We start from the raw sequence: 21,933 nt of genomic DNA on the forward strand, positions 1-21,933 counted from the left end.
GTAAATATCTTAGTTTCAGCTGGCAAAGCTATAGGTATAGTGACTTATATAATGTGTTTTAGGGAGTGAAAGGTTAGTTTTCGGGAGTGAATGGATTTTTCAATTTCACTTCATTAACGGTAAAAAACATACGAAATAATCACCATCTACTGAAATATGAAGTAAATTATTTTTAAAATACTCATAAATTTGATTCAAATAATCAATTCCAAATTTCTCTCCGGGGACAGCTTCCGTTTTGGGCTGGTAAGTATTTTTCACAACTACCCCGTCTTCTTCTACACTAATCACAATTTCCAATGGCTGATCTATGGTAGCAACATTGTGTTTTATAGCATTTTCCACTACTATCTGAAGTGATAAGTAAGGAATTCTTTTTTCTAAACTTTCAGGACATTTTATGATCAATTCAAAATTTAACTCTTCATCAAACCTGCTTTTCAGAAGATCCATATATTTTTGGATAAAATCAATCTCTTTGGAAACAGGAACAATATTTTCTTTCGGAGGAACAATCAGATACCTGTAAATTTTGGAAAGATTCATCGTAAACTTCTGTGCATTATCCTTATTGATTCCTATCAGCATGTACAGGGAATTCAAAGAATTGAACAGAAAATGCGGATTGATATTATTTTTAAGCTGCTGAAGCTGATTTATCACCTCTGCTTTATGCATCTTTTCATTTTCTATATGCAGTAAATTCTTTTCAGACTGAATTTTTTCTTTTTCCTTGTAAGCAATATTAGCAGACCTTTGAAAAAGAAAGAAGACGGTAACAATAAGAAACAAAGCAGCCAGAAATATATAAGCGGTATATGCTTTTACTTTATTGGTATTCTCATCTGTAATAAAATTAATGTAATTCACTACAGTATATCCGTCGAAATTATCTGTTTTTAAAGGTTTTATAAATCTTGTAACTGCTACTCCAAGGTATTCTGAAGTGGCAGATCCTTCTGTATAGCCTCCTTTTGTTGTACTACTTAAAGTATCTTTAGGCTTAATATCTGTAAACTCAAAAATGCTTTTTCCAAGATATTTCTTTTCCGGATGGGTAATACAGATTCCCTCCTTTGTAAAAACATAAGCGTACGTGTTTGAGCTTTTATCTACATTAATAAAGTATTGATGGAGATCATCCAGACTTACCGTAGAGCCATAATACAGCATATTTTTTTCAGGAAGCACAAGGGAATCGTAGCTCATCCAATAAATACTGTCATTATGGGTAATCAAAAAATCTTTGAAATGCCCTGGACCGTTATTTTTTATAGCAATAGATTTATCTGTATGCTCTCTGTTTTTGAAAAGTTCGGACAAAGGATTATTACTTTCAGGTTTTCCGGTTCCATTATTTTCGTAATAATACCAACTGTAGGTTAAAAGATTTCTCTTTTTATTCAAATCATTTAAAACCGAAGAATAATCTTTATAATTTTTCAACCCATCTTTTTGGATCAGTGCACGAAGCAGATATTGATAATCTTCAATATTCCTGAATTCATTTTCTATTGATTCATACTTTCTAAAGAAATTCTTTTTAGCAAAACCTTCATTATTTTCACGGTTATCTTTGGTGATTAAAAGACTCAAAACAGCAAATGCCACCACAGCAATTAAGCAGGCAGACAACGCAGCAATGTAAATTGATTTTTGGGATAAGGCGTGTTTAAAATGAATATTCAACGTTCTACATTATTTTCCCTCTCAAAGACACACAAAACCAATAGTTTTTCATCTTCCAGAGTATCTCTTCTACGGATAAATTATTAATTTGCAAAGATATAACAAAGATTTCAGGACCAAAAAGTGAATTAAAATTAAATGTAAAACGACGATAAACAGAACAGTTTCCAGAGTAAAAAAATTGAAATACAAGTATTTAATTTTCAAAAAACAAAAAGACCCTAAGTCTTAAATTTAGTTAATATCACTATCTAAGCCGTTGATTAAGCTTTTATATTTTGAAAATTAATTATCTTCGCTCCAAATCTTATTTGAAAATGAAGAAGATCATCTCCGGGATATCTATTTTTTGTGCTATTGTTATTTCTGCTCAGGAATCTATTCAGTTCCAGGACCTACCTTACAAGGACATTATTGCGAAAGCCAAGAAAGAAAAAAAACTGGTTTTTATTGATGCGTATGCTTCATGGTGCGGTCCATGTAAAATGATGGAGAAAAATGTTTTCACTCAGAAAGCCGTTGGAGATTATTTTAATACCAATTTCATCAATGCCAGATTTGATATGGAAAAAGGTGAAGGAAGAGACATTGCTTCAAAATTTGGAGTTCGTTCCTATCCTACTTATCTTTTTCTGAATGGGGAAGGAGAACTAGTTTCCAGAAACTCCGGTTATATGGAAGAAGGTATTTTTGTAGCAATGGCCCAGGATATCAATTCCCAGGGAGGAAAGGGAGGGTCTCTGAAAGACAGATTTGCTAAGGGAGAAAAAGACCCTGCATTTCTGATCAATATTATGAAGCTTAATTCCGATAGCGATTATGAATTTGCCAAAAAAGCTTCTGAAAGATATTTTGAAAACAAGAAGAATACCGAAGAACTTACTAAAGACGAAATAGGGTTACTATTATACTTCCTGAAATCTATGGAAGATTCCAATTATAAGACCTTCACTTCCAGAAAAGCTGAAATCATCAAGTTCCTTCCTGAAGAAACTTACAAAGAATTTGACGCTCAATTGAAATTAGCAAAAATAGCAGATCAATCTATTGATGATAAAAATAAAAAAATCAATGATGAGTACTTTTTAAAGGCTGCTGAACCTTTGGTTGGAAAACAGGTTGCGACTACAAAATTGAACCAGACCAAACTAAGCTACTATGAAAGAAATGCCAATTTCCCTGAGTATGAGAAAGCGGCTTTAGATTATTATAAGAACTCAGAGGCATTCAATCCTGAAGAGCTTTTAAGAGCGGCATGGGTATTTGCAGATCATGTAAAAACACCCTCTTCCTTAAAAAAAGCTACAGAATGGGCTGAAAAATCTGTAATGAGAGGAGAAAATCCTGAAAACACTTATATTTTAAGTAAGCTTTATTTTTTAACAGGAAATAAGGAAGTGGCTCAAAATTACGCTGAAATGTCTAGAAACTTAGCAGCTCGAAGCGGAAAAGATTCTAAATTAGCAGAAGAATTATTAAAGCAGATAAAATAACACATCGATGAAATACAGAGTATTAGCAGGTGCTTTGGCATTACTGGCAATAGGATCTCTAAATGCCCAGGAACAGGAACAAAGCGGGGAAAAAAGTTTATATGTAAAAGGAAATGCTCTTTTTTTACCAATTGGTATTATTAATCTTGGGGTAGAAAAACAAATCAGTCCCAAATATACCATTCAGGGGGATGTTTTTATTTCGCCTTGGAAATCATTTGCAGGACATGAATTACAATTCTATTCTGTATCCGCTGAAGGAAGATATTATTTCAATGAAGCTTTTAAGCACTGGTATGTAGGTGCCAATCTATCTTTTGCAGCTTACAATCTTCAAAAATGGAACTATTGGAATGATAATTTACACGTAAAAGATGACGGAGAAACCTTCATCAATTCAAATCTTTATCAAAGAGGATTCTCAATTATGTTAGGGGTTACGGGAGGTTATCAGTTTCAGTTATCGGAACGTTGGAATCTTGATCTTTATGCAACCATCGGAACGTCTCAAGGATTTTATAAAGGCTATGATCGTACTACTGGGAAACGCTACGATGGACAGGAAGGTTTAAACAGAAGCGGTGAAATTATCCCTTACAGAGGAGGTGTCATGATCTCCTATAAATTCAAATAATACAATGAAACCATTCGGAAAAAATCATATTATCATTTCAGTGATCACTTTTGTGATTCTTTTTTTAATGAACTATCTGGGGAATGATCTTCCAGATAAATTACAAAGAGCTTTACTCACTGCTTTTGCGGGAGTAGTAGGTTTAACGATCGGATTATTTATATTAAATAGGGCAAAGGACGATAAAAACCCACCCCAAAATTTTGATTAGATTAAACACTGGAAACAGAAAATATATAAGGCTGGAAGTTACTTCCAGCCTTATTATATTAATCTTCATAAACCACATATCGGGTTCTGATTTTTTCAAAATCTTCCAGATCCTTTTTCCATGAAGCTTTAATTTCAGGAATTGATTTTCCAGCAATAATCTGCTTTCTGAGTTCATCAGTTCCGGACAAAGTATCAAACCACAAATTCTTCAAGAAGAAATCTAACTCAGGATTTTTATAATTTTTATAAGCTTTAATAACCCATTCCAAATTTAATTCTCTTAAATCATTAGGATAATCGGAAAGATTTTCTCCATAGCATAATTTACCATTCAGAAAAGGATCTTTTGCGCCATAGCTTGGTTTGGGAGTAAATTTATATGGTAAACTTCCCGTCCATGGAGAACCATAAATCTGGAAAGGTTGATCCGTCCCTCTTCCTACAGAAACCTGAGTTCCCTCAAAGAAACATAGACTTGGATATAAATTAATAGCTTTATCATTAGGTAAATTAGGCGATGGCTTATCTAATATCGGATAGCGTTGCTTTTTATGATAATTTTTCATTGGAATCAAGGTGTACTTAGCCTGTACTCCATTTTTCAGCCACTTTTCACCATTTACCATTTTTCCGTATTCTCCAATGGTTAATCCATAAACAACAGGTACTTCGTGCATTCCCACAAAACTTGTCCATTTTTTTCTCAAAACCGGTCCGTCAGTATAACCATCATGCGGATTCGGGCGGTCTAAAACCATTACTTCAACATTATTTTCAGCTCCAGCCTCCATTAGATATGTTAATGTAGAGATATACGTATAGAATCTCACTCCTACATCCTGAATATCAAAAACAACAAGATCTATTCCTGCCAATTGTTCGGGCTTTGGCTTTTTATTGCTTGCATATAAAGATACAATCGGGATGCCTGTCTTCACATCTACTCCATTCTTCACTTTTGCACCTGCATCAGCATCTCCTCTGAATCCATGCTCAGGAGCAAATATAGATTTTATTTTTATCCCATTCTTTACCAGAAAATCTACCAAATGAGTTCTGTCACTCATCAAACCCGTCTGATTGGTAACAATTCCAACAGTTTTACCTTTTAATAGTGGTAAATACACTTCAGGTTGATCCGCACCCGTTTTAAAAACCGATTGATCTTGAGTTTGAGAATAATATTGGTTGAATACTCCTAAAAAAATTAGGCAAATCAGAAGTAAATTTTTAATTTTGAAATCTAAATTCATAAGCTTGAAGTTTCCTTTATATTTCTCTAGAAAAATAGCATTTTCCAAAGATAACAAAAATAACCTATCAAGGGTTATCATCTTCATTGGCAGGCTTTCTGTAGCGTTGGGGATCATTGTTTCCCTGATTACTGTAGCCACCGGATTCGGTTCCAAAAAGGCTATTAAGGAAAGGCTCGCAGATTTCAGCGGACATATTACCGTAAGATCTACCCGTTCAAATTCGTCTTATAATACTTCGGTTCTTGATAAACAGGGATTGAATATGACCAAGATTAAGGAACTTCCCGATGTGGAAAGCACACAAAAATATGTGACGGTTACCGGAATCATGCGTAACGAACACAATTTTGCCGGAATTATATTCAAAGGAGTCGGAAAAGATTTTGACAGCTTAAGATTTAAAAAATTCCTTCTTACCGGTACTACTCCAAAAGTGACAGAAGTAGGTTTCAACAATGATGTTGCAGTTTCTCAAAAGATAGCCAATGATCTTCACCTTAAAGTAAATGACAGTATAGTTACTGTTTTCTTAAAAGCTGACCAGAAGCCTCTTTACCGTAAATTTAAGATTGTAGGAATCTATAGAACGGATATTAAACTGATTGATGAGCAGTTTGTTATTGGTGGGATTAATCATGCAAGAAAAATTCAGGATATGAAACCGGATGAGATTGGCGGAATTGATATCTTCCTGAAAAATGTAAACGATATTGATAAAGATTTTCCAGAGATTGAAAAGCTGATCGGTTATAAAAACTATGCTGAAAAAGCCACAGAAAAATTCCCACAGATTACTGACTGGATCAGTATTTTCGATACAAATATTGCGCTGATCATTATCATTATGCTTATTGTAGTGGTCATCAATATCATCATGGTTCTTCTTATTCTTATTATTGAAAGAACCAATTCTATTGGATTACTTAAGACATTGGGAGCAAGTAATGCCCAGATCAGAGCTACTTTCATCAATTATACTCTAATCATTATGATTCCGGGACTTTTATATGGAAATGCTATCGGATTAGGGCTTATTTTGATTCAAAAATTCTTTGGAGTGATTAAACTTAATCCTGAAAATTATTATGTAAGTACAGTTCCTGTGGATCTTAATCCTATTGCTATAATCTCTATTTCATTAGGAATACTTGCGATCTCGGCACTTGCATTAATTATTCCAAGTTATCTGATCAGTAAGATTTCTCCGGTGAAAGCCATTAAATATAATTAATGATTAAAACGATTCAATTGGAATTATCCTCAATTGCTGTAATTTTATCTACAAATTATCCAAAGCTTAGATAATTTAAAAGCATTATCTTTGCATCGCTTATAAAACATTTATGAAATACGCAAAAAATATCCTTGAAACTATAGGTAACACCCCGTTGGTAAAACTTAACAATGTATTAGGTGAAGATTTTCCAGCATTAGTTTTAGCAAAAGTAGAGACATTTAACCCAGGAAATTCCGTGAAGGACAGAATGGCTCTTAAAATGATAGAAGATGCAGAAAAAGACGGCAGATTAAAACCTGGAGGGACCATCATCGAAGGGACTTCCGGAAATACAGGAATGGGATTGGCATTAGCAGCAATCATCAAAGGCTACAAATGTATCTTTGTAACAAATTCCAAGCAATCTAAAGAAAAATGTGACATTCTACGTGCTGTAGGTGCTGAGGTAATCGTTTGCCCTACTGACGTAAAGCCAACAGATCCACGTTCTTATTATTCAGTATCTAAAAGATTAGCTAAAGAAACTGAAAACGGATGGTATGTAAACCAATACGATAACTTATCCAACAGAACAGCGCACTACGAATCTACCGCTCCTGAAATCTGGGAACAGACAGAAGGAAAACTGACTCATTTTGTAGCAGGTGCAGGAACAGGAGGTACTATTACAGGATGCGGAACATTCTTTAAAGAGAAAAATAAAGATATCAAAGTAATCGGTGTAGATACTTACGGGTCTATCCTTAAGGAATTCCACGAAACTGGAGAATTACACTACGATCATGCTTACACTTATATTACAGAGGGAATTGGTGAAGATATCATTCCTGAAAATTATGATATGTCTGTGATTGATCATTTCGAAAAAGTAACGGATAAAGACGGAGCAATCTATGCAAGAAAGCTAGCTAAAGAAGAAGGTATTTTCTGCGGTTATTCTGCCGGAAGTGCTATTGCTTCATTGGTTCAGATGAAAGATCAGTTTACTAAAGATGATGTGATTGTAGTTTTACTTCACGACCACGGCTCAAGATATGTAGGAAAAATCTACAACGACGAGTGGATGAAAGAAATGGGCTGGCTAGACTAATCAAAAAAAGAAAGACAAAATTTGTCATTCTTCAGTATAAAAAAATCGGAGCAAAATTTTTTGCTCCGATTTTTTTATTGTTGATTAATATTATCTTTTAAGATCTTCTTTAACAGGGAATAATCTTTTTCACTCATCGATTTTCTGGGAAACATATAATTGTATTTTCCTTCCAAAGCAATGAATTCATTATTACTGTCAAAAAAATTAAAATCTTTCCATTCACTGGTTTCTTTTTCTCCGTCAATATTAACTGTGAAAAAGTTTTGTTCAATTCTGATTTCGTAAATTTTACATTTTTCCAGCGTATTCAAATAGTGATTGACCTGCTTTTTCCATCTTGAAACCTTATTAACACTTACTGACAGGTAAACTGCACAAAGCAAAAGTATAAAGCTTAGGAAATATAAAATCCCCTGACTTTCCTTACTTAGGCTTCCTTTCAGAAAAAATGCAATCAGTAAGACAATAGCAGCAATGATAGTTGTTATTGTTTTCCCTTTAGTAGTAGGAGAAAAAAGCAGACTACCCTGATTTCCGCTAAAATAAATATCTTCAAAATTCTTTCTCTCAGGTCTTAATATAATCACTTTTTCCTCACTCATAATACATGGTTTGCTTTAAAAAGCTACAAAACTAAGCTAAATATCCTCATATTGGTCATTCAAAGCAGAAAGTTTATTCATCAGCTCTCTGTTTCTTCTCTTCAAGGCATCTAGTTTTTTCAGCATATTATGGATGACTTCCAAACCCGGAAGGTTTATTTCAAGATCATAATGCCAATTGGCAAACTTTTCGAAATCAGGAAGGTCTTCATACATGAGGTAATGAATATTGTCTTCAACCTGTATATTAAGCAATCCATAATCTACAAGATCATCAAAAAAAGTAATTTCTATATTATATATTCTTACGAGTTCTTCCCGTGATATTCTTTCACTCATAGCTTAGGCGTTTTTAAGTTGTTCAAAAAGATCTTTCTGCTTTTCGGTAAGATTGGTTGGCAGTTTTACGTCGTAGGTTACAAAAAGGTCACCATGTTCACCTTCTTTTTTATAGACAGGAAATCCTTTTCCTTTAAGTCTTACGGTAGTTCCGGTTTGTGTTTCTGGTTTTACTTTCAGATTTACGCTTCCGGTAAGGGTATTTACGTTGACATCACCACCTAGAACTGCTGTATATAAATCTATGGTAACTTTTGTTTTCAGATCATCACCAATTCTTTCAAAAATCGGGTCCTCAGGAATATTAAATGTAATGTACAGATCTCCGCTCGGACCTCCGTTCAGTCCTGGATTTCCGTGCCCTTTTAACTTGATCTTCTGCCCATCATATACTCCGGCCGGAATGGTAATTCTCACCTTTTTCCCGTTGATCTCGAAGGTTTGTGGATGAGTAACTGCGGCATCTCTTAAATTTAAGTTCAGTTCGGCATTTACATCCTGTCCCTTAAACTTTCCAGAAGCTCTTCCTCTTGAACTTTTACCAAAACCTCCTGCTCCACCAAACATACCCTGGAAGAAATCTGAAAAATCCTCACCTTCTCCAAAATCTGCACCGGAAAAACCTCCGCCATAGTTGTTTTGTTGTTGATATTGTCTTTGTTGTTGCTGAGCTTTTTCGTATTCCTCGCCATGCTTCCAGTTTTCCCCATATTTATCATATTTGGTGCGGTTCTCCGGATTACTTAGAACTTCATTAGCTTCGTTTAATTCTTTGAATTTTCTTTCGGATTCCTTGTCATCAGGGTTTAGGTCGGGATGTAGCTTTCTAGCCAGTTTTCGGTAAGCTTTTTTAATTTCATCTTGTCTTGCGCTTTTATCTACACCTAAAATTTTATAATAATCTATATAAGCCATAGAAACGATTTTACCCAAATTTATGAAATTTAGGTCTGAAAATTGTATAACAGAATGTTAAAAATAAACCTATCTTTGATAAAAAGTGCCACATGAAAGAGGTATTAAAAAACTACTCAGGAATCATATTTTTACTATTGGGAATCACTATTGGAAGCATCATTGGAATTGTTGCTCCTGGCTTTGTAGAATACATAAAACCTTTAGGTGATATTTTTCTTAATCTTCTTTTTGTAAGTGTGGTACCATTGGTATTCTTTGCGGTTTCCAATTCTATTGCATCTTTGGAGCAGCAATCAAAATTCGGGAAGATCATTCTTGTAATGGCGCTTACTTTTTTATTTTTCATTTTAACAGCTGCTATTTTCACCATTTGTGCAGTGTATCTTTTCCCTGTTTCAGGGGTTTCGGGAAGTTCTGAACTGATTACGGAAGCTGCCAGTGAAGAAAGTTGGGGGAATAGAATTGTGAGTTTTTTCACGGTGGGAGAATTTACGGCTCTTTTTTCAAGACAGAATATGCTCGCCCTTCTTATTTTTGCTTTTATGACAGGTTTTGCAGCTAGAAAGACAGGTGAAAGCGGACAGGCATTCAGGACTTTTATTACATCGGGATATGAGGTAATGAAAGAGCTACTTCTATTAGTAATGAAGCTTGCTCCGATTGGTTTAGGTGCTTACTTTGCCTATCAGGTGGCAACGTTAGGACCACAGCTTTTCGGCTTTTATGCTAAACCTTTAGGATTATATTATGTAGCTGGAATTATTTATTTTCTGGTATTCTTTTCTATTTATGCATTTATGGCGAATGGACAGAAAGGTGTTAAAAGTTTCTGGAGTAATGCTATTTATCCAAGTCTTACAGCGATCAGTACATGTAGCAGTTTTGCCACCATGCCAGCGAATCTACAAGCAGCTTCGAAAATCGGAATTCCCAATTCGATTGCCAATCTGGTAATTCCTATTGGTACGACTCTGCATAAAAACGGGTCTTCTATGTCTTCTATTATCAAAATCTATGTAGCATTTCTGATTATCGGAAAAGACTTTTTTGATCCATCCAATCTTTTATTGGCTTTAGGTATTACTGTTTTTGTAAGTATTGTAGCGGGCGGAATTCCCAATGGCGGATATATTGGTGAAATGCTGATGATTTCGGTGTATAAATTACCTCAGGAAGCCATTCCGGCGGTAATGATTATCGGAACACTGGTGGATCCTTTAGCAACCGTTTTAAATTCTGTGGGAGATATTGTCGCAGCTATGTTTGTGAACAGGTTTGTAAAAGTCACCTGATTTTAAGGTAAAGACTATTCACTTCGTTGTACGGGTTCCAGATTTTCATATTCTTCAGTAGTAAAAAGCTTGTATTGTACTTTAAATGTTTTTCCTAAAGGGGTTTCCAGAGAAAATCCTCCGGGACCAAATCCGTCAGTAACATCGAGTGTAAAATGAGAATATTTCCAGTATTCAAACAGATCGCGATCTATCCAGAATTCGTGTCCGTTGATGGTTCCTATCATAGCATCATTCATTCTTGGAAAAAAGCCTCCTTTTTCAAAACATTGAGGCTGGGTTCCCTCGCAGCATCCGCCTGCCTGATAAAACATCAGAGCACCGTATTTATTTTCAAGCTCCTGAATAACTTCAAGTGCTTTTTCTGTTGCAGACAGTCTTGATATTTTCTCTTTCATTGTTTTCTTTTTTTCAAATTTAAATTTTATCTATTCAGATAATAAAAGACCCGGCAAATGATTTTGCCGAGTCCTGTCTCTCATTGTTTAATTTGAGTTTGCAATATCCAATACGATTCTTCCGTCAATCTGACCTTTTTTCATTTTGTCAAAAACATCATTGATATCTTCTAATTTGGCTGAAGTGACTGTTGCTTTTACCAACCCTTCATTGGCAAAGTCAAGAGCTTCCTGTAAATCTTTTCTTGTTCCTACAATAGAACCTCTTACGGTGATTCTTTTTAAAACAGTTTCAAAAATCGGGAGTTCAAATGATCCTGGCGGAAGTCCGTTCAGAGCAATGGTTCCTTTTCTTCTTAAAACATCTATTCCCTGCTTGAAAGCAATAGGTGAAACTGCTGTAATCAACGCGCCATGCATCCCGCCTACTTCTTTATGTAAATATTCTCCTGGATCTGTATTTTTTGCATTTACGACAAGATCTGCACCTAATTTTTTAGCTAAATCCAGTTTGTCATCTGCTACATCAATGGCTGCCACATGCATTCCCATAGCTTTTGCATACTGAACTGCCACATGTCCCAATCCTCCGATACCTGATATCGCTACCCATTCTCCGGGCTTAGTTTCGGTTTCTTTTAATCCTTTATAAACGGTTACTCCGGCACATAAGATAGGAGCAATCTCCAGAAAGTTAACATTTGATTTCAGATGCCCTACATATCTTGAATCTGCAATAACATATTCTGCAAAGCCACCATCTACACTATACCCACCATTTTTTTGAGCTTCACAAAGGGTTTCCCAACCTGTGATACAATAATCACAACATCCGCAGGCACTATATAACCACGGAACACCTACAGCGTCTCCTTCTTTCACAAAGGCTTCTGGTCCACAGGCTACCACAATTCCTACTCCTTCGTGTCCCGGAATAAGAGGCATTTTAGGTTTTGCGGGCCAATCGCCATCTACTGCATGCAAATCTGTATGACATACACCGCAGGCAATCACTTTCACAAGAACTTCATATCTTCCGGGTTCTCTTACGGGTACTTCTTCTATTTTCAGTGGTTGTCCGTAGCCTTGAACTACGGCAGCTTTCATTGTTTTGGGGATCATATTTTAATTTTTAATTCGGTTTTTACGGGGTAATAGTCTCTTGCTTATCTGAAATATTCCGGATAAGACTGATATTCTCTGCGTGAGGGATAGTAAGGGCGGCGAGGAACGAGCCGGTGCGGAATGCAATGGAGCACCGAAATGAAATGGAGCCCTGCATAGCCCGACCGGTTTGCCCTGGAATAAGCCAAGGCAATCGGGCACGTCCTAAAATTTAATATTAAAAGAAACCTAACTTGTTTTTGTTATAAGAGATCAGCATATTTTTGGTCTGACGATAATGATCAAGCATCATTTTATGATTTTCTCTACCAATTCCTGACTGCTTGTACCCTCCGAAAGGAGCTCCAGCCGGATAAGAGTGATACTGGTTTACCCAAACTCTTCCTGCTTCAATCTGACGTGGAATATTGTATAGCTGATGGGCATCTCTGGTCCAGACCCCTGCTCCAAGTCCGTAGATGGTATCGTTGGCTATTTTCACGGCTTCTTCTTCATCTTTAAAGGTTGTGAAAGCCAGCACCGGACCGAAGATTTCTTCCTGGAAGATTCTCATTTTATTGTTTCCTTTGAAAATGGTTGGCTGAATGTAGAATCCGTCTTCAAGGTCATCTCCTAAGTTGTTTACATCACCGCCTACCAATACTTCAGCTCCTTCTTCTACTCCAAGCTGAATGTAAGAAAGAATTTTATCTTTCTGGATCTGGGATGCCTGTGCTCCCATCATCACGGTTTTATCTAATGGGTTTCCTACCTTAATGGCTTTTACTCTTTCTATCACTCTTTCTATAAATGCATCTGCGATACCTTCCTGTACTAAAAGTCTTGATGGACATGTACAAATCTCTCCTTGGTTAAGGGCAAAAAGAACGGCTCCTTCAATGGCTTTATCAAGGAATTCATCATCTGCATCCATTACTGAATTGAAGAATACATTCGGAGATTTTCCGCCCAGTTCCAGGGTAACAGGGATGATATTTTCTGTTGCATACTGCATTACTAATCGACCTGTAGCCGTGGAACCTGTAAATGCTGCTTTAGCAACTTTAGGGTTTGTCACCAGCGCTCTTCCCAGTTCAGCTCCGAAGCCGTTGACAATATTTATCACTCCGGCAGGTAGTAGGTCTCCGATCAGTTCCATTAAAACCATAATGGAAACCGGGGTACTTTCTGCGGGTTTCAAAACTACACAATTACCAGCTGCCAATGCCGGAGCCAGCTTCCAAACTGCCATCAGAATAGGGAAATTCCAAGGGATAATCTGTGCTATTACTCCAAGTGGTTCATGAACGATAAGTGAGACCGTATCTTTATCCAATTCGTTATGTGATCCCTCTTCCGCACGAATGACAGAAGCGAAATATCTGAAATGATCGATTGCCAATGGCATATCTGCTGCCAAAGTTTCTCTTACTGCTTTACCGTTGTCTATAGTTTCTACGGTAGCAAGATATTCTAGGTTCTGCTCAATTCTGTCTGCGATTTTGTTGAGGATGATGCTTCGCTCTGTAGATGAAGTATTTTTCCAGGTTTGAAATGCTTTTTCTGCTGCATCTACCGCTAACTCTAAATCTTCTTTAGTAGAGTGAGCAACCTGAGTGAAGTTTTTACCGTCAACGGGTGAAACTACATCAAAATATTGTCCTTTAACTGGCGGTGTAAATTTTCCTCCAATATAGTTATCATATCTGCTTTTAAACTCCGGACGTTGTAAAAGAGTCGTCGATCTTGGTTCTGTAAGTGTGCTCATAGTATTCTTATTTTATTTTTTCGATAATGCCAAATTACACGCAGATGCCTCAAAAAATATAGCACAATCGTATAAAAAAAGTGCAAAATAGTCTCATGACTTGAATTTTATCATTTTATTAACAGCAACATAGGCTCGGATTTTATATATTTGAAATATTGGTTTCCTTAAATTTTTTAGAAATGAATAACAATAGAAAGCTTTTATTAAATACTCCTGAATTAACCCGTGAGAAGCAACTATTGAGGCTGGTTGAAAACCAGACTACATTCAATCTAAACAATTGTGAATTCAGCATTTATGAAACACATAAAGCTGCTTTTGGGGTGGAGCTTCATTTTGAAAATATTGCTTTCACGGCTATGCTGAGAGGTAAAAAGCATATGAAGCTGGATAACAAAACTAATTATTTTGATTATTTGCCAGGTGAAAGTATTTTAGTTGCTCCCGGAGAAACTATGGTTATTGATTTCCCGGAAGCTGATGAAACCGCTACCCAATGTATTTCTTTAAGTCTTAATCCTGATTTTATAGAAGATTCTCTTAATTATTTGAATTATAATCTCCCTAAGGTAGATGAGTCTTCCCAGTGGAATATTCAACTGGATGAGTATTTTCTTTTTAATAATCAGGCATTAGCTTCTGCTACGAATAATATTATGAGGATTGCCATGGATGATAATTCTCAGAAGGATATCATGGCAGATTTTGCGCTTAAAGAACTTTTAATAAGGCTCATGCAGACACAGGCAAGAAGTCTCGTAGAAAAGAATATTATAAAGAATAAGTCCAGAATAGGCTTTGTAGTGGATTATATTAAAAGAAATCTACATCAAAAATTATCTATTGAGAGTATTGCCAAGCTTGCTTATGTAAGTAAATCCAACTTTTTTAAAATGTTCAGGGATGAACTGGGTATCTCTCCGAATGACTTTATTCTACAGGAAAGAATCAATAAGGCTAAGGAATTGTTAGCTTACCAAAACAGTATTAAAGAGACTGCTTTTCAGACGGGTTTTTCTGATACAAATTATTTTACGAGAGTTTTTAAGCAGCTTGTAGGTGTTACTCCTAAAAATTATCAGATCAATCTGTTTATTCAAAATAACAATAATAATAATAATAATAATAATACGCATTAATAATACAAAAAAAGCCCCTGAAGTAAACTTCAAGGGCAATTTTAAGTATGTTAACAATGACTAGTAGTAACCGTCATTTTGTTCCATATTCGGGTTTGCGGACATTTCCTTAATTGGAATAGGCAGAATATATCTGTAATCACCATTCTTAAGGTTTTTAACCGGGATAATGTCGTCAGTAACATTTCTGTCCATTTCAACATTAGCTTTTGCAGCAAGTCTTCTTAGGTCAATAAAACGGTGTCCTTCAAGAGCTAATTCAACTCTACGTTCTTTCAGGATATCTTCATAAGCAACCTGAGTATTAGAATAAGTAGGCGTTACTGCTGCATCTGCATAGTTTCTTGCCTTTCTTACTACGTGAATCAAGTCGTGTGCTGTTGAAAGATTTCCTGCAGCTACTTCAGCTTCAGCAAGAATAAAATACATCTCTGATAATCTGAAAACTTTAACATCATTTCTGGTAGATGTACTTGTTTTCCCTGGATATTTATCAATTACTAATGCATCATTTCTTGTATTTCCTGCAATTTCACTAGCATAATTTGCATTCGCTTTGGACGAAGGGTCTACATAAGCATACTTTCTAATATCTCCAGGAGTATTTTTGAAGATGTTATATAAGTTTCTTCCCCAGAACCACATTGGTGTTCCTTTAAGGTTAGAGTTATTCGTATTCCATCTTGATCCCATAGACCCACCTGCTCCTAAAGGAAGTCTGTTTAGAGAGAATATAACTTCACCGTTATCACTATCTGCCCACATTCTTCTATATGGGTTGAAAGAACCTCCTGCAATACCATTTCCGTTTGTAGCATCAATTCCTCCATAGAATGCGATATTCCAATTATCAGTTACTGGTTCTTTAAATTCACCTGAGCTAAAAGGGTTACCACTTTTATCTTTCACTACTGTATTAATTCCCTCCATTGGCTTTGCAACTGTAAGAGACAATCCAGATTCAGTGATTACTGCTTGTGCATATTGTTTAGCTAATGCTGTCTCACCTCTGTAAAGATTAAAACGAGCCGCAACAGCATTTACAAAATTCTTATCAACGAAATATCTCATTGGATTTTTAGCACTTCCTAAGATACCTCTTGCATAATCTAGGTCAGCATTGATAAAGTCATAAACATCCTTGTTCTTAGCTCTTGGTAACTGAATATCTGCAGAAGGAACGTCTTTTACAAGCATAACTCCTAACGCGTTAGCATCCTTCATATCTTTAGAAAAATATGCTTCAAGCTGTACATAGCAATAAGCTCTTATTGCTCTCGCCTGTGCAAGGATTTCATTATATGTTTGCTTCTCTTTATCTGAAGTAGGTGTAACTTTCTTAGCTCCTTCAAGAAGTCTGTTTACTCTATTGATTACTTTGTAGTGATTTAACCAGATTCCGTCACTTGAAGCAGTACTTACTGTACCACCAGTAATCACAGGGCTTGCAGCATCAAGGAAATGTCTGTGTAATGCATATTCCTGTCCTCCACTTCCTGATCCTGGTTTTACCTCATCTGTAAAAACAGCAGTAAAATAGATCTCATCAATAGGATCTAGCTGAGCATATATAGATCCATTCAGAACTTCATTTAAATTAGCAACACTTGTATATAAATCTTGTTCCTGTAACTCTCCTGCTTGCTTGATATCAAGAGCATCCTGGCAGCTGTTCAATGTAAATGCTGCAGAAGATAAAGTAGCTACAATTAATACTGTATTTATAATTCTTTTCATAATCTTTCTATATTAAAAATCAACATTTAAACCTACTGATACGGTTTTTGGGTTAGGGTATACGTTTAGTGAATACGAAGTAATTGGTTCCGGATCGAATCCTTTCCATTTTGTCCAAGTATAAAGGTTTTCAGCCTGAACAAAAACTTTGATACCTCTTACCGGCAGCTTACCTAATTGATTTTTGTTAAATGTATATCCTAAAGAGATATTCTTAAGTCTTATAAAGTCTGATCTGTGTAAGAATCTGTCTGAAGAACCTAGGTTTAAGTTTGAAGCACCTAATGAAGGTACATCTGTATTCTTGTTATCAGGAGTCCAAGCATTTAAAAGATCAGCAGAAAGGTTTCTGTTTGCTGCTGCATTCGGATCCATTACCCAAGAATATAAGTTGTCATAGATCCATCCTCCTTGTTGGAAAGAGAATAATGTATCTAAGAACCAACCTTTGTGTTGTAAATTAAATCCAAAACCTCCAGTGAATTTTGCATATCTTGATTTCCCTGTCAATCTTCTGTCTCCAGCTGTAGGAGCTTCAGTAATATTTCCGTTTTTATCAAGGAATTGTAGATTTCCGTTCTCAGCATTTACTCCAAGGTATGGGTATAACTGATACTGACCTGCAGGACCTCCAATAGCATGTACTACATCACCCGCTAAGTTTTCGCTGGACATAGAAACAATCTTGTTAGAGTTGTATGCACCGTTAGCGAAGATAGATAGTTTTGTATTTTCAGTTTTGATTGCATTATATCTGATCAAACCTTCAATACCTTTGTTATCAAGGATTCCATCATTACCTCTGATTGAATAGTAACCAGTAGCTGAAGATTTCTGAAGATCGTTGAACATTCTTGATGTTCTTTTCTGATAGTAATCTACACTACCTTCAAGAATTCCTTTGTAGTTATAATCAACTCCAATGTTAGTTTGTTTTACCTGCTCCCACTTTAAGTAAGGGTTTGACAGGTTAACAAAGTTGTAACCTAACATATTTTGGTATCCTGAGAAACCGTTATATAAATCAAGGAAGTTATTCGGAAGCAATGCTAATGGGTTAGCATTATCTGATGCAATTCCTAAATTCTGGTTACCTGTAGTACCAATGGAAGCTCTAAGTTTAAGCAATCTGAATCCAGAATTTGCCATGAAGCTTTCTTTGTCAATATTCCATCTTGCCGCTACGGACCAGAAAGTTTCCCATCTGTTTGTAGGTAAGAAACGGTAAGATCCATCTCTTCTTATCACCCCACTTACTCCATATTTATCTTGGAAGTCATAGTCAATCGTTCCGAAGTATGCTAATGTACCTGCAGTTGTTTTTGTAGCAGATGCAGAAGGTCTGTACAAGTTCGGTGTATCCGGGTTGAATGGAATATATCCTGTTCCTGCACCAAATTCCCACTGTAAAGGATTCAATCCATTTTGTCTTTGAGTAGTAGAAGTTACATGAGCTTTAATATAATCCATGTATGCTGCTGCACTAATGGTATGATCTCCAAAAGACTTATTGAATGAAATATTCGTTATACTGTTGAATGTTAAATCTTTTGTATTTCCAAAATCTTCAAATCCACCATAAGTAGCTTGATCACTCGCTGCTACACTGTTTGAAAGGTATCCAAGAGGTGATCTTGCAAAGATTCTTTGATATTCTTTATATTCAATACCTGTTCTGTTTCCAACGCTTAGATAATCTGTAATTTTATAGTTAACATTAGCATTGGCAGAAATACTTAATTCTGTAAATCTGTTTCTAATACCACCGTTAATATTGTCCTGAAGGATCCATTGTCTGCTGGCAGCAGTATCACCACCTACAGCATTGAATAAATCACGTCCATTCGCATATGGAGAAGGAGCAATATATGGTCTTGAAAGAACTCCTCCAAATAATGGATTTTGAAGGGTATTGTTAGAGATTCCAGAGTTTGTTTCGTCATCCAGCTGGTTTCTTTTTGAATAACCTAAGCCAAGGATAGTACCAAAAGTCAGTTTCCCATCTTTAGATTTACCATTCATGTTATTTCTCAAAGTAAATCTCTTGAAATCAGTAGATTTCACTGTACCTTCACTGTCTACGTATCCTAGAGAGAAAAAGTTATTGATGTTTTCTCCACCTCCAGTAATGGATAGGTTATGTTGTTGAGAAATACCGATACGAGTAAATTGTTTATTCCAATCAGTATCTACACCCCAGTTATCAATCTCGCTATTGGTCATTTTATTTCCCTGACCTGTTTTTAGACTTCTCTGAATGTATAACAACTGCTGAGCATTAGACATGTTGTACTTAGTATCAGGTAACTGACTGAAAGATGTCAAAGCATCATAAGATACTTTTAATCCTGAGTTAAACTTACCTCCTTTTGTAGTAATTACAACAACACCATTTGCAGCTCTGTTACCATAGATAGCAGTTGCCTGAGCATCTTTCAAGATACTGAAAGTGTCAATATCATAAGAGTTCAGGTTTCTGAACTGAGATCCTGAAGTAATAACTCCGTCAATAACGTATAATGGGTCTGTAGAACCATTAAGGGAGCTAGTTCCTCTAATCAGGATATTAAATTTTCCAGAACCCGGAGAACCAGATGCTGAGTTAACCACGATACCAGGAGCTGTTCCTTGAATCGAGTTTAGTACCGAGATATTCGGTCTGTTTTCCAGGGTTTCAGAACCAACTGTTACCGAAGAAGTTGTAGTTTTAGCTTTCGTAGCTGTTTTACTATAACCTAGAACAACTACTTCCTCAATTTTAGTCTCTTTGTCCTTACCGTTCTTAGAGTCTTTTTCTTGAGCTAACACAGCCTGACCTGTAAAAAACAGTACCCCTGCTGTCAAAACACGCAATTTCACATTCATATTAACAGATTTTAATATATTCAAGGTGACAAATATGTTAATAAATATTAGCAACATCAATTTATTAAAATGCTAAAAGTCCTTACCAGAAAGGGCATATCCGCATTGAACAGAAAAAAAAAATAAAGAAAAACGATAATTACATTTAAAATTTTAACAAAAAATAAAGCATTTTAAACATTAAGGCAATTTTAACAAATATTAAAATAAAAATCAAAGTCCATCAATTAATCAAATAACGCGAAAAATATAAATCAAAATAGATAATATTAGTTAAAAATATGAAACAAACCATTATGTGGTTTTAGTTGAAATGAAGCCAAAAAACACTGTATTTTATGGAAAATATATCAAAATGAACTATCAAAAAAACAAAAAGACTGCCTTAAAAGACAGTCTTACTGATGTTAAAATTAAAAATTTGTTAATATGTTATATTATAAATACAGCTTAAACTATAAGTTTCCCCAATTATATTTTTCTTTATTCTGGTCAATTAAACTCTAATTTTTCTTTATGATTCAATCACTTTTTTAAGCTGATCTAAATATTCATTTTTACCAACCCGGATTTTGCTGTGAAGCAAGTGTTGGGTTGTTTACCACCTCATCATTTGGAATTGGCCAAAGGATCCTGAAATCTGTTTTAGGAATCATTGCCACCCCAAGAGGTCCTGTATACGGTGTACCTAATGTAAAGGAAGCTGCTGTAGGCATTCCGTTTGCCATTTTAGCAGGTATACCAGGAGTTGGCACTAAATCATCATAAAGCAATCTGTGAATATCACCCCATCTCATCCCTTCACCTAAGAATTCAATTCTACGTTCTGTAATGATAGCATCTACAAGAGCTGTTACATCAGCGAATGATGATGAAGTGTATGCTTGGGTAGCAGGATTAGCCAATGATCTGTTTCTTACCTTATTCAATAGTTCTAGCGCAGCCGCATTATTCCCTAATCTTGCATTAGCTTCTGCCATAGATAAAAGCACTTCAGCGTATCTCAAAATTGGAGCTCCATCTGATAAGTTCGTAACATCTTTATATTTATTAACGAATTTAACACCCGAAGCAGCTGTTCTTACCATTGAAGCTGATCTTCTTTTATCATCTACTAACCATTTTGTATTTCTCCAGATAATAGGACTTATACATACTAATGATCTATCATTATACATTGATGCCAAGCCTGCGTTGGTACCAGGGTTAGTATTTGCAGAGTTTTCAATAGTAAAGATAGATTCAGTATTATTATAGTTATTAGCTAATATAAATGGAACATCTGGTGTTACTGTAAGATTATAGGAAGTGGCTAATTTCGCTCCTTCATCAAGTACTTTTTGCCAGTTTCTCATATTAAGATAAGCACGAACTTTCAAAGCGATAGCAGCTTCCTTAGTTGCTCTGGTAATTCTAGCGTTACCACTTCTACTTCCTTTGTCTGCAGTAAGGGTTTCCGCTAAATCTAAATCAGCCAGAATTTTAGCGTATGTTTCTGCTACTGTACCTCTTCCTACTTTAAGCCCCTCTTCAATAGCTGCCGGAGTATTAATAGCAGTCGTACGATAAGGTATTCCCGGATGACTCGCATCGCTTGTAAAGTTATATGGGCGTGAAAAATGTTTTAATAATTCCAGATGAGCTAATGCTCTTAAGAAATACATTTCACCTAAATAGTTATCACGTACAGCAGATGTAATCACCCCAGTTTCACCTGCCTTTTTCACTCCTGCTATTGTAATATTTGCTTTATTAACTAATCCATAACCATTTATCCAATAATGCGAGTTGTTAGGAGAACCTCCGTCATAGGTTGCAGTATAAGTTAACTGATAAAAGGTTGCGGTATTCACCATATCTTCTCCACGAACATCATTCTGCTCTGTATACGCCGCTCCAAAAACATATCCCCTAGGGGTATTAGCCGCATCAGGCGCTGTTTTATACACTCCATTCTGTGCAGCATTATAAACTCCTATGATGGCAAGATCTATATTTACCGGAGTGGTAAAAGCAACATCTTCATAGATATTATTGTAAGGTTGTAAATCTAAGGTATCAGCCTCTGAACAAGATCCTATCATTGCCATTACTAATGATGCTGATAAAACTGATAAACCCCTTTTTATTATATTATTTTTCATTGTTATCTT

18 protein-coding genes are annotated in these 21,933 nt (G+C 35.7%); 7 read left to right on the top strand and 11 right to left on the bottom strand.

The annotated features are described in order from the left end of the window. Positions 1–105: 105 nt before the first annotated feature. Positions 106–1,689, bottom strand: coding sequence for a sensor histidine kinase (locus BBI01_RS18055; RefSeq protein ID WP_065396043.1), 1,584 nt, complete (start codon positions 1,687–1,689; stop codon positions 106–108). A gap of 317 nt (positions 1,690–2,006) precedes the next feature. Here BBI01_RS18055 and BBI01_RS18060 point away from each other — a divergent pair, with 317 nt between their 5' ends. From BBI01_RS18060 to BBI01_RS18070, 3 genes are read left to right on the top strand one after another with little or no spacing between them, the layout of a single operon-like run. After that, positions 2,007–3,182 carry a thioredoxin family protein gene (locus BBI01_RS18060; protein ID WP_065396044.1) on the top strand — a complete coding sequence of 392 codons (1,176 nt, stop codon included), beginning with the start codon at positions 2,007–2,009 and terminating at the stop codon, positions 3,180–3,182. 7 nt (positions 3,183–3,189) lie between these two features. Beyond that, positions 3,190–3,816, top strand: coding sequence for a DUF3575 domain-containing protein (locus BBI01_RS18065; RefSeq protein WP_065396045.1), 627 nt, complete (start codon positions 3,190–3,192; stop codon positions 3,814–3,816). 4 nt (positions 3,817–3,820) lie between these two features. Beyond that, on the top strand, positions 3,821–4,027 hold the full coding sequence (locus BBI01_RS18070; RefSeq protein WP_065396046.1) for a hypothetical protein: 207 nt from the start codon (positions 3,821–3,823) through the stop codon (positions 4,025–4,027). Positions 4,028–4,085: 58 nt separating this feature from the next. Here BBI01_RS18070 and BBI01_RS18075 read toward each other — a convergent pair whose 3' ends face one another. Next, positions 4,086–5,282, bottom strand: a complete 1,197-nt coding sequence (locus BBI01_RS18075; RefSeq protein ID WP_065396267.1) for an exo-beta-N-acetylmuramidase NamZ family protein — start codon at positions 5,280–5,282, stop codon at positions 4,086–4,088. 4 nt (positions 5,283–5,286) lie between these two features. Between BBI01_RS18075 and BBI01_RS18080 the strand changes: the two genes are divergently transcribed. After that, positions 5,287–6,516 carry an ABC transporter permease gene (locus BBI01_RS18080; RefSeq protein WP_065396047.1) on the top strand — a complete coding sequence of 410 codons (1,230 nt, stop codon included), beginning with the start codon at positions 5,287–5,289 and terminating at the stop codon, positions 6,514–6,516. Between the two features lie 112 nt (positions 6,517–6,628). Beyond that, on the top strand, positions 6,629–7,612 hold the full coding sequence (locus BBI01_RS18085) for a PLP-dependent cysteine synthase family protein (RefSeq protein ID WP_065396048.1): 984 nt from the start codon (positions 6,629–6,631) through the stop codon (positions 7,610–7,612). 74 nt (positions 7,613–7,686) lie between these two features. Here the strand turns inward: BBI01_RS18085 and BBI01_RS18090 are convergent, their stop codons facing one another. From BBI01_RS18090 to BBI01_RS18100, 3 genes are read right to left on the bottom strand one after another with little or no spacing between them, the layout of a single operon-like run. Further along, positions 7,687–8,217, bottom strand: a complete 531-nt coding sequence (locus BBI01_RS18090) for a hypothetical protein (protein ID WP_065396049.1) — start codon at positions 8,215–8,217, stop codon at positions 7,687–7,689. Positions 8,218–8,253: 36 nt separating this feature from the next. After that, positions 8,254–8,556, bottom strand: a complete 303-nt coding sequence (locus tag BBI01_RS18095; protein WP_065396050.1) for a chaperone modulator CbpM — start codon at positions 8,554–8,556, stop codon at positions 8,254–8,256. Positions 8,557–8,559: 3 nt separating this feature from the next. Then, on the bottom strand, positions 8,560–9,471 hold the full coding sequence (locus BBI01_RS18100; RefSeq protein ID WP_065396051.1) for a DnaJ C-terminal domain-containing protein: 912 nt from the start codon (positions 9,469–9,471) through the stop codon (positions 8,560–8,562). Positions 9,472–9,563: 92 nt separating this feature from the next. Here BBI01_RS18100 and BBI01_RS18105 point away from each other — a divergent pair, with 92 nt between their 5' ends. Continuing rightward, on the top strand, positions 9,564–10,766 hold the full coding sequence (locus BBI01_RS18105) for a dicarboxylate/amino acid:cation symporter (protein ID WP_065396052.1): 1,203 nt from the start codon (positions 9,564–9,566) through the stop codon (positions 10,764–10,766). A gap of 14 nt (positions 10,767–10,780) precedes the next feature. Here BBI01_RS18105 and BBI01_RS18110 read toward each other — a convergent pair whose 3' ends face one another. The 3 genes from BBI01_RS18110 to BBI01_RS18120 all read right to left on the bottom strand — a co-directional run bounded on the left by BBI01_RS18110 (position 10,781) and on the right by BBI01_RS18120 (position 14,036). Further along, on the bottom strand, positions 10,781–11,164 hold the full coding sequence (locus tag BBI01_RS18110) for a DUF779 domain-containing protein (RefSeq protein WP_065396053.1): 384 nt from the start codon (positions 11,162–11,164) through the stop codon (positions 10,781–10,783). Between the two features lie 87 nt (positions 11,165–11,251). Beyond that, a complete protein-coding gene (adhP, locus tag BBI01_RS18115) occupies positions 11,252–12,286 on the bottom strand; it encodes an alcohol dehydrogenase AdhP (RefSeq protein ID WP_065396054.1) in 1,035 nt (344 codons plus the stop codon). Positions 12,287–12,506: 220 nt separating this feature from the next. Continuing rightward, positions 12,507–14,036: an aldehyde dehydrogenase family protein gene (locus tag BBI01_RS18120; protein ID WP_065396055.1), complete on the bottom strand. Its 1,530-nt coding sequence runs from the start codon at positions 14,034–14,036 to the stop codon at positions 12,507–12,509. Between the two features lie 182 nt (positions 14,037–14,218). On the opposite strand from BBI01_RS18120, the gene BBI01_RS18125 reads away from it, so the two are divergent. Further along, positions 14,219–15,178: a helix-turn-helix domain-containing protein gene (locus BBI01_RS18125; RefSeq protein WP_065396056.1), complete on the top strand. Its 960-nt coding sequence runs from the start codon at positions 14,219–14,221 to the stop codon at positions 15,176–15,178. A 60-nt stretch (positions 15,179–15,238) separates the two neighbouring features. On the opposite strand, the gene BBI01_RS18130 is transcribed toward BBI01_RS18125, so the two are convergent. From BBI01_RS18130 to BBI01_RS18140, 3 genes are all read right to left on the bottom strand, one after another. After that, the gene (locus BBI01_RS18130; RefSeq protein ID WP_065396057.1) at positions 15,239–16,915 is read right to left on the bottom strand and encodes a RagB/SusD family nutrient uptake outer membrane protein; all 1,677 of its coding nucleotides are present in this window, start codon (positions 16,913–16,915) and stop codon (positions 15,239–15,241) included. Positions 16,916–16,927: 12 nt separating this feature from the next. Continuing rightward, positions 16,928–19,780 (bottom strand): SusC/RagA family TonB-linked outer membrane protein, encoded by a 2,853-nt coding sequence (locus BBI01_RS18135; protein WP_065396058.1) that lies wholly within the window; start codon positions 19,778–19,780, stop codon positions 16,928–16,930. A gap of 557 nt (positions 19,781–20,337) precedes the next feature. Further along, complete coding sequence (locus BBI01_RS18140; RefSeq protein WP_065396059.1) at positions 20,338–21,924, bottom strand: RagB/SusD family nutrient uptake outer membrane protein; 1,587 nt, start codon at positions 21,922–21,924, stop codon at positions 20,338–20,340. Between the last annotated feature and the right edge of the window lie 9 nt (positions 21,925–21,933).

The organism is Chryseobacterium artocarpi, from assembly GCF_001684975.1.
Classification (GTDB): Bacteria; Bacteroidota; Bacteroidia; order Flavobacteriales; family Weeksellaceae; genus Chryseobacterium; species Chryseobacterium artocarpi.